Here is a 9,006-nt window from a genome sequence, read left to right as displayed (position 1 = left end):
GAAGAGCCAAATAAAAAACAACCTTCCTGTCCCAAGGTAATGATGGAGTTAATATCAAAAAAAGGTAAGTGAAAAGGACTTTCATTGTTTGGGCATGTTATTCGAAGAATTTCATGTGCGTTTTTTATAATAGGATATTCATGCTTATCTTTCCTTATCAGAAACTCTGTTGGTTATTCCAAATTTGAGATTTAAAGAAGTAATTTTTGGTTTTGGGGTCAGCTCTATAATAAAACAGTTATTTCTGGCATATCGGATCTGAATTCGTCACTCAGTGGTTCTTATGAAAAATGGATTTTTACTGTGGTGAGCTTTTGAAAGCTTGATGGGAACTTTAGTGTCGGCTTCTCTACTTGATGATTTAAGGGAGCCGGGGGTATAAATATACTAAAACAGTTATATTCTTTGGGTGGGGTCAGACAATTACATTTTCTCTTTTTACATTGTGTCGTGGAAAAGCCGCGCCACTGCGCGGGAAAAACCCGTAAAGATAGCTAATATGGTTGCTTCGGGTTCAGGGTTTTTATTAGTCTTAATTTACTTGCCCTGGATTTCTGTTTTACCCTGGATTTCTGTTTTACCCTGGATTTCTGTTTTACCCTGAATTTCTGTTTTACCCTGAATTTCTGTTTTACCCTGGATTTCTGTTTTACCCTGGATTTCTGTTTTGCCCTGAACTTTCTGGCGTTGATGAATGAGTACACGGAAAATATCTTTTTTCAGGATCTATATTCAGTAAAACAGGTTCCAAAAAGCTATATTTGTATAACTTAGTTTTTATATTGGTCTAATTATTTCTTTTTAGTTTTTTGTAATTGGATCGACGATATTTCCAGTGATAAAGGAGTGTTTACATGGGACTTGGAATCGGAGATAAATTAAAAGGACTGAAAGGACAGGCAGAAGAAAAATCTGAGGAACTGAAAGGACAGGTGCAGGAAAAATCCGAAGAAACAAAGGGAGAAATTCAGAAGAAAGCTCAGGAAAGCAAGGAAGAACTTGAGGAAAAAGCAAATAAAATGAAATTATGATCTCTTCACTGAGCAGGAACTGCCTGCCTGGGATAAGAATGATGTGAAAGGAACTTAATCCCTACTTTGTTTTTTAGAGCTTCTTTTGCGTAGTTTTATGTTTAGTCTTTTGGGTAGGTCGGCGGGCTGGTGTTTGAAGCAATCTTTTCTCTCTGTGTATAGTGGAAATACCGCGGCAGGGCGCGGGAAATAAATGAAGGTCAACGGAGAACTTACTGTTGACGGGAAAAAGTATTCCCTGAACTTGATTCCCATGTTTTGCCAGGGGTGTGCCGATTATTCCTGATTTTGCTTTTATTTTTTTGCTGTGAAATGAAACTTCATAGTATCTTCTATTGAGGTTCAGGTAGATGAAAAGAAGATCTGGCAATGTCGGGATAAAAGATTACCAATTATTTTAAAAGTAGGACAATAACTTAATTTTTTATATCAACGATTTTATATAGTCATAAATTTTTATCCATAAATTATAGATTCGTTTAGCTGAAAAGGCATCCGAACAATTAAATCAAAACAGTCTAACATTGGTATGAAAGGATAAGAGTTATATACATATCTTACTTAATATATATCATATGAATAAAAAACTCATCCGGGGTTCTGGCATATTTCCCCGAGTGAGTACAAACAACACAACCTCCACGGTAGGGTAAAGGGTTCAACTCCTTACCTTTTCCCTACTAACTAACTTTTTTTAATATAGGGACCTGAAGAATAAAGTTATGGAAAGCATTAAAAAAAGATAAAGTGCTCTCTGGATTTAGCCCTGATTTTTCAGTAGATAAAGAGTTCTAAACAGCTGTTGAAAGCCCTGTCTTTTTGAGCTTTCAGCATCTCAACAAAATCTTTTAGAGTAAATTAGAAATCTTCCATCAGGGCTGCGGCATTTATTGCGGCTTTTTCAAGACCCGCATCTGCAGCGCACCTTCCAATATCTCCGATTAAAGAAAAAAAATCATCGTTGAAGGCTTTAAATCCATTTTCCGAGTCTATGTAAAAATTATGGAGTTCCTTTAAACAAAACTGACTTTTAATAGCTTCCTTTTCCATTCCCTGCCTTACCGCCTCTTTTCCCAATTCTTTAAGGGAGATAGCTATCAGCTGAAGAGAAAAAAGAGTTTTCATGTCAACTGCTTTTTCTCCCAGTGCCTTAAGAGCAAGAGCAGTCTCCAGCACTGCTTCACTAACTCCGTTTCTTGCTGCTTCTTGCCCTATCAGCCCGAGGGAAGCTGCTGCATTAAGAACACCACCATTCATATTTACTTCAGCTGCAGCTAACCCAAGGGATCTTATGCACTCAATTTTCCCGCATGTTACCTTCTGCGGGAACTGACTTGCAAAATATCTCATTTCAAGCTCACCCAGTTCGTTTATTTATCCAGAGAAGACGAGCCTCTTCTCGAGCCCTAACCACCTCAAGCCCGGGATCAAGCAGAAGGTTCTCTTCTGTTTAAAGCAAATTTAGCCTCCATTTTTAAGTCGTTATTATAATTTATGACCCCACAGGTTATTACTTTTTCGTATTTTACTGATAAGTACTCATGTATTTAAAAGTCAGACTGAAAAAGCTGAGGATATTCGAAAAATATGCAATCGGTCAAAAAATCTGGTTTAAAAAGAGATCTGGTTTAAAAAGAGATCTGGTTTAAAATATATAACTCATAAAGGGAATAAAAAAAGAAGTCAAAAATAAAAGAAGGAGTTTTTAAGGGGCTAATCCTAATTACAGGCTCGAATAAACCTTTTTCTGCAGCTCCTTTATCTCCTGAAATTTCTCAGTGTTTTTATCGGTTTCTGAAACTCCTGTGAATTTTAAGTTGTCAAGAGCCATTTCCGTAACAATAGGGGAATTAGTAAGGGCTTTTTCTTCAGCCTGTACTTTTAAGGTTTCAAGTGCCCACTGGCTCTGGAGTACAGCCTCATGGAGCTTGTTCTTCATAGAAAGCTTGCCTGCATCTTCAATCGACAAAGCTACTGAACTCAGGGCCTTGTCAAAGTAATTTTCTGCAGCAAGCTTGCCTATTTCCTCAAGCATCAGAAGGGTGCTGATAGTTTCGACCTCAAGGCTTTCTGAGGCTACCTTTTTTCCGACTTCTCCAAGGCAGCTTATTGCGTTAAGCAAAGCTTCTTCCATACCCTGCACTGCAGCAGCAGCCCCTATATCTCTTAAGAGCAGGGAAAAGGCAATTATTTCGTCCTGATCTTTCTTCCCAAGAGACGAAAGGTTCCAGATTTCTATCATGGTAGTAGCAGCTACCTTTGAACCCGCTTCAAGAGAACTTGAAGCTGCCGTTCTCCCTATCTTCCCTGTTTCTACCATCGTCCTGTTCAGAAGAGTCCCGTATTCCTTTTTTGCTGCTATTCTTGCCAGTTTCCCGAGGGCAAGGACTGAGTTGATTGCGACAAGTTCCATCCCTTCCTTTGCAGCTGCCTGTGCGATATCCGAGATTGAGAGGATAACCCTCCCGGCATCTGCCTCTTCATTTTCAGAGAGGAAGCCTTCTGCAATCCCTGTAAGGGAATCCAGGGCCTGGAAAACATTGCTCTCATTTTTTCCTTCAACTGAAGATAAACCTATGTCAACTGCCTCTGCTTCGTTTAATGTGATCATTATTTTTGCCCCTCTTTATCGGTCTATAGTATTACAAGTATTACAAGCTTCAATCATATTACAAGCTTCAATCATATTCAAGCTTCAATCATATTCAAGCTTCAAGCCCGTTTTCCTGCATATTTATACAATCATTGTTATACTTTTTATGCCCGAATGTCAGTTTAAGGCCATTACACCGCATAAAACAATTCGGCGGGTAAAATTGATATACAGGATGATATTGACTGGCTTATTTTATGAAATTAGGAGATTATTAGTGTTGCTATTTTGTGAACTACCCCACGCTAAAGCTGTGAGGCTTCCTGCTTCATATCCCGGAGCAACCTCCACGAATCCACAGGCTCTTCCCCGTGTCCCACGGGTGATCTTGAATCAAGTTGTTAGTGCAAATTTTTTAATGTTGATTGCAGCGTTAATGTCCCTATCATGGACCGTCCTGCAATCCGGGCATTCCCACTCCCTGACATCCAGAGTTATGTCCTGGTTGTGGTATCCGCAAACGTTACAGGTTTTAGTGGATGGTTCCCACATCCCTATCCTAAAAACGGTTTTGCCGAGCCTTTTTGCCTTATATTCCAGTTTTGAAACAAAGCTTCCCCATGCAGAATCACTGATAGCCTGAGCAAGTTTATGGTTCTTCTTCATCCCCTTAATGTTCAACGTTTCCACAGCAACGGCTTGGTTTTCGCTCAAAAGAGTGTTGGACTCCTTGTGCTGGAAATCGTGTCTCTGGTTGGAGATTTTCTCATGGATTTTAGCAAGCTGTTTTACGGCTTTTCTTCGGTTGTTAGATCCTTTCAGTTTTCGGCTTACTCTCCTCTGGAAAGTTTTCAGACGGCTCAAAGATGTTTTCAGGAATTTAGGGTTTGCTATTTTCTCCCCGGTGGAAATGATCGCAAAGTCCTTGATCCCAAGGTCTATGCCTACAGTGGTATCCTCTGAGTATTCCTGTATTTCCGGGTACTCTTCCCTGTCTTCCATCAGAATGGAAATGTAGTACTTTCCTGTAGGGGTCCTTCTTACGGTTGCCGTTCTCAAAAACTCAGCATTAAGGTCTTTTTCGACAATAACTTCCCCCTTAACCTCGGTAGTCTCTATCAGGTTCTCAAGGAACTCAGGACTGAACATGTCCCTGTGCATCTTTATTTTCATCCAGCCAATTCCCGGAAGAAACACTTTCGAGGAAGTCAGGTTGAGCCTGTACCTCTGGGGAATCTGGAAAGACTTGTTATTTTCCTTCTTCGTTTTCCATTTGGGAAAGCCATTTTGTCCTTTGAAAAATCGGGAATAGGCATCCTGCAAGTTCTTTCTTTCCTGTTGAAGAGACTGAGAATTAACTTCTTTGAGCCAGGGATAAATTTCTTTGAACATGGGAAGGTACTTTTCAAGTTCAAGCAACGAAATGTCAATCCTGAATTTTTCGTAGAAAACCTTTTTGATATGGAGAAAACGATTGTAGATGAACCTGCTGCTACCGATATGCTTTTCGATAAGCGTTTTTTGTTCATCATCCGGATATATCCGGAATACGTTTCCCTGCATCATTTGTACTTTTGCTCCTCTATTTATTGTTTCACAACATCCAATGTTACTGAGCTCACCGAGGCAATGAATCTTGAAAGTGTCCAGAGAGTAGGAATTTTCTTTTTGAGTGATGGAAATTCTTTCCTTAACTGATTTGAAGTATATCCTTTGATTTTTGATACAACTCGATATATTCCCACTTTTGGATTGACATCAAGAAGCAGATGTACGTGATCTGGCATTACTTCCATGTCCAGGACAACGTGGCCATATTCTTCTTGTTTTTCCAAGATCAACTCTTTTAATCTTTGCCCAATTTCCCCTACAAGTACATTCCTTCGGTATTTAGGGCAAAAGATAACATGATACTGGCAACTGAATACTAAATGTTTGTCTGATCGATACTCTTTAGCAGTATTCTTTATTTCCATAATTAACTAATAAATTATATGCCGTTTTTATATACACTTTTATGGGGTACGCCATTCATTCCCACACTGAAGCCTTGGGGCTTTCTGGCTGTTACATGTAACGGAGATACTTCTTTATGAGACTTCCGAGGCTTTAGGTTTTCGGTGAACCTGAACAGCAGCTTTTTATAGAGAATAAAAAGCCAAAAGCAGGCTTGAAGGTTTTCAGGAAAACAGGTATTTTGCGTAAAAAAGTGAAAAAATTTAAGTTAAGGATTGGAAACCTGCCTGTTCAGTTATACTTACTCATTCAAAGGATTCGGCTTCGTGTATATACTCAGAACCATTAAAGGTTTCAATAGAAAGTTTTGCTACAAGCATATAACTTACCAGAAACTTTTCTTTTGGCTCAAGCATTATCGTTCCAAGTGCATCAGCAGCCTTTATAATGATATTTTCAAAATTTCTGAAATCGGAATTAATAAACTGGGGTTCAGAATAAACAGGAATATGCTGGAGAGGAGGGATATCTCCCCTGCGTTCCGTAAGGAAGCCCAGAGTACCCTGAAGTTCATCAGAGAAGAATGGCCCATTGGCCAGAGGGAGAGACTGAATTATGCCTGATGCAGGAGAAAGAAGGCCTTCATTCTCCGGAACCCTGGCGATCTTTTGCCTGGATGTTTCTTTTCCTATAGCTCCTATCGCAAGAGAAGATACTAGAGACTCTCTTTTCATCCCGTGGAGGGATGCGGAGCTTACAATTTCACCAAGGTAAGCAACTGCGATTCTGACTGCCGCTTCCATCTCCTGTCCAACTGCGGACTTCCCGACTGCATGAAGGGAATAAATGATACTGAAACCTGTATCGGACATTTTCTGTTCCCTTGCAGCCTCCGCCATCCTTCCCAGGGAAATGAGGGAAATTAAAACCCCAAGTTCCATTTTTTGAAGGGCGGCTGCATTTCCAATGTCTCTTATGCTGATTATAGCCCTTTTTGCATCGGGTTCAAGCCCTTTGTTTATGTATTTCGTTCCCTGTTCCGTTAAAAAATCTATAGATCTAAGTACACCCAATTCATCATTATCCTTAGCCGAGCTTAAGCCAAGGTCTATTGCTCTGGCTTCGTTTAAAATAGACATTTGGATTACCCCAATTTCCTTACACCTTGAAAAACATAAATATATCTGGCAGTATTGCCGGCATTCAGGCCTCTTCTGTGTAGAAGCAGATGATGTGTAGTTCAGGTATTCACATGTGACAGGCAGGAAGCCCTGTTGCTTTAGCGCAGGGAGGAATGCCGTCAACTTTCTGGCATTCCGTTCCACGTTTGGATTTCTCCACTCTGCTTTGGAATCGAATTTCCGTAACAGGTAACACGGTTTTGGAAAACCGTCTCCCTTCGCCAATGTTGGATATGCTTGTCAGGTGTAGCACACCGCCCCTACCTCTCAGGACTTTTAATGCTACACGATAGAGCTACAAACTGAGGAAGCATTGTAGGTATCATGACATTTCCAACGTGGTCAATTAAGACTTAGGCTGGTCAACCAGGGCTTTTGCAAGCCACACTGCTTTAGCATGGGGTAGTTGACATGAGTTTTTGCCCGGACTGTTCTTTTAAAGGGCTCGAGAAAATTTATTAATCAATATCAGGAAACTTTCTCTTTCTTCTCAAATTTTTGTTTAATTTTTCTTCCAGTTTTTCGAGACCTAAATCCTCAAAACGCATGAGGGCTACTTCGGCTATAATAGATGCACTCACAAGATAGCGGTCCTGGGCATCAAACTTGATGGTTTCAAGGGAATAAGCTGCCTGAAGTATTGCCCTTTCAAGTCCCTGCCTGTCGGCAGTCCTCCCAACCTCCCCAAGTAAACGCGCACTGGTGTCGGCAGTTTCTTTAAGGTTCTTTTCAATTGCCCCAGTCCCTATTTCCTGCAACAGAAATTCGGCGTTTAATACTGCATCTTCGAAGTTCTGGCTTGCCGCAATTTTCCCCGTTTCCCCAAGTAAAGTCACTGTACAATTTGCGGCATCCCCCAGGCTGTGATTTGTTACGCTTTTTCCAATCTCCCCAAGAGCGAAAATGACTGCTATTGTTCCTTTTCGGGTTCTCGTGAAGGCTGCAGTATTTCCCATCTCCCCCAGGCAGGAAGCTGCAATCTTTGCAGGAACCTCCATTTTCTGCTCCCCTGCAGTCTTTCCAATTTCACCTATAGCAAGAGCTATATTGACAACGGCGTTTTCCATCCCTTGCCTGCAAACCTCTTTTGCAACCGGGGAAAAAAGAAGAAGGGTATTTGTAACAACCATTTCTAATCCAGCGAGAGCTGACGCTATCCCGATCTCTTTTATATGTTTGATTAATCTTTTTGTATCACTTTCCTGTCCTTCTTTTGCGTATTTTACTGCAAGCTCTGACAGGTAGTAAAGGACCTCAAAGATACTTGCTTCGTCTTTTTGATCTACCGAAGCCATCCCTATCTCTAACGCCTCGTCTTCATCAAGCGGTAGAATCCTTCATGCCCCCAGATTCGCTTTTAATTAAGTATGGATATGTGAGGATATTAGCTTTTTTATGAGAAATATAAATAAAGTAATCTGAAGAATTTCCCCTCGTTTTCTTAATGGAAAGAAGAAAATTGGTTGATCCTACAGGATATCCTGAGACATAAATCAAAATGGGCAAATTCCTCATTACAAAAAATTATAAATATGTGTATACGGAAATAAGACATCGGTTGTTTGCGAGTAAATAAAAACCTCATTTCACACACACAAGAGAATCGAAACGATTACTCTTGAAGGATAGGTTTAATTCCTTCTTCCTGTCCGTTACTAACGTTGGCTCGTGAGCAACTACCCTTTCTATCTTTCTTTTAAAGCTTGACGATTTAAACTGCGTTTATGAACGTCTGAGGTCTGAAAAATATCGATCCGGGAATAGGACTCCCGAACCTGGATTGCCTGAAGATCAGGTACTTAAATTTTCGGCTTAGAATACAAGTCCGAGGTCTTCAAGCTGCTTTCTTGCAGAGTTGTATACCTGGACGTATTCGTCTGTTGGGGTGATGGTCTTTACGTCGTAGCATTCCTGGAAGGTCTTTCCTGCCGGAGCGCTTGCGTAGTTCTTCTCGTAGAGGGGCACAAGCTTGTTGAGGATCTTGTTGACCTCGGAGATTTCCATTCCTGCAGTTGCCCTTGCTACTTCTCCCATCATCCTGGCTTCCATACCTGTGGTCTTGTCTGTTACGACACCTTTTGCAGCTGCGACACCTGAGAGGATTTCGCGGCCTGATGCGGTGTCAGTAATGGACTGAGCAGAGGCTTCAAGGAGGCACATCTCGGTACATGGTCCTGCGCAGGGGTAGTACTGGTTCCCGGAGAGGATGTCTGTGAACTCGGAGATGGTTGCGCATGCCCAACCT

The 9,006-nt window shown here is 41.0% G+C and carries 9 protein-coding genes; 1 reads left to right on the top strand and 8 read right to left on the bottom strand.

Annotation, left to right across the window (positions count from 1 at the left end; genetic code table 11):
• Positions 1-494 precede the first annotated feature (494 nt).
• Positions 495-704 (bottom strand): hypothetical protein, encoded by a 210-nt coding sequence (locus PHF18_RS17740; RefSeq protein WP_300105005.1) that lies wholly within the window; start codon positions 702-704, stop codon positions 495-497.
• A gap of 150 nt (positions 705-854) precedes the next feature.
• On the opposite strand from PHF18_RS17740, the gene PHF18_RS17735 reads away from it, so the two are divergent.
• Positions 855-1,031 carry a hypothetical protein gene (locus PHF18_RS17735; protein WP_300105004.1) on the top strand — a complete coding sequence of 59 codons (177 nt, stop codon included), beginning with the start codon at positions 855-857 and terminating at the stop codon, positions 1,029-1,031.
• Positions 1,032-1,889: 858 nt separating this feature from the next.
• Here the strand turns inward: PHF18_RS17735 and PHF18_RS17730 are convergent.
• From PHF18_RS17730 to PHF18_RS17700, 7 genes are all read right to left on the bottom strand, one after another.
• On the bottom strand, positions 1,890-2,381 hold the full coding sequence (locus tag PHF18_RS17730; protein WP_300105003.1) for a hypothetical protein: 492 nt from the start codon (positions 2,379-2,381) through the stop codon (positions 1,890-1,892).
• Positions 2,382-2,754: 373 nt separating this feature from the next.
• Positions 2,755-3,642 (bottom strand): hypothetical protein, encoded by an 888-nt coding sequence (locus tag PHF18_RS17725; RefSeq protein ID WP_300105002.1) that lies wholly within the window; start codon positions 3,640-3,642, stop codon positions 2,755-2,757.
• 375 nt (positions 3,643-4,017) lie between these two features.
• The gene (locus PHF18_RS17720) at positions 4,018-5,190 is read right to left on the bottom strand and encodes an RNA-guided endonuclease TnpB family protein (protein ID WP_300105001.1); all 1,173 of its coding nucleotides are present in this window, start codon (positions 5,188-5,190) and stop codon (positions 4,018-4,020) included.
• A 20-nt stretch (positions 5,191-5,210) separates the two neighbouring features.
• Entirely contained in the window at positions 5,211-5,600 is a 390-nt protein-coding gene (gene tnpA, locus PHF18_RS17715; RefSeq protein ID WP_300105000.1) for an IS200/IS605 family transposase, read from the bottom strand.
• Between the two features lie 285 nt (positions 5,601-5,885).
• Entirely contained in the window at positions 5,886-6,719 is an 834-nt protein-coding gene (locus PHF18_RS17710) for a hypothetical protein (RefSeq protein WP_300104999.1), read from the bottom strand.
• Positions 6,720-7,219: 500 nt separating this feature from the next.
• Positions 7,220-8,056 (bottom strand): hypothetical protein, encoded by an 837-nt coding sequence (locus tag PHF18_RS17705; protein ID WP_300104998.1) that lies wholly within the window; start codon positions 8,054-8,056, stop codon positions 7,220-7,222.
• A 517-nt stretch (positions 8,057-8,573) separates the two neighbouring features.
• Positions 8,574-9,006 (bottom strand): monomethylamine:corrinoid methyltransferase (locus tag PHF18_RS17700; protein WP_300104997.1); only part of this gene is annotated, 433 nt, incomplete at its 5' end.

The sequence above is a fragment of the Methanosarcina sp. genome (genome assembly GCF_028693135.1).
In the GTDB taxonomy this organism is placed as follows: Archaea; Halobacteriota; Methanosarcinia; order Methanosarcinales; family Methanosarcinaceae; genus Methanosarcina.
Note: the sequence above shows the minus strand (reverse complement) of the source record. Positions and strands in the feature narration are given on the sequence as shown.

Excerpts from the sequence above, each read along its gene's own strand:
- PHF18_RS17720 (WP_300105001.1), bottom strand. The coding sequence starts at position 5,190 with ATGATGCAGGGAAACGTATTCCGGATATATCCGGATGATGAACAAAAA.
- PHF18_RS17735 (WP_300105004.1), top strand. The coding sequence starts at position 855 with ATGGGACTTGGAATCGGAGATAAATTAAAAGGACTGAAAGGACAGGCA.
- tnpA (WP_300105000.1), bottom strand. The coding sequence starts at position 5,600 with ATGGAAATAAAGAATACTGCTAAAGAGTATCGATCAGACAAACATTTA.
- PHF18_RS17730 (WP_300105003.1), bottom strand. The coding sequence starts at position 2,381 with ATGAGATATTTTGCAAGTCAGTTCCCGCAGAAGGTAACATGCGGGAAA.
- PHF18_RS17705 (WP_300104998.1), bottom strand. The coding sequence starts at position 8,056 with ATGGCTTCGGTAGATCAAAAAGACGAAGCAAGTATCTTTGAGGTCCTT.
- PHF18_RS17725 (WP_300105002.1), bottom strand. The coding sequence starts at position 3,642 with ATGATCACATTAAACGAAGCAGAGGCAGTTGACATAGGTTTATCTTCA.
- PHF18_RS17710 (WP_300104999.1), bottom strand. The coding sequence starts at position 6,719 with ATGTCTATTTTAAACGAAGCCAGAGCAATAGACCTTGGCTTAAGCTCG.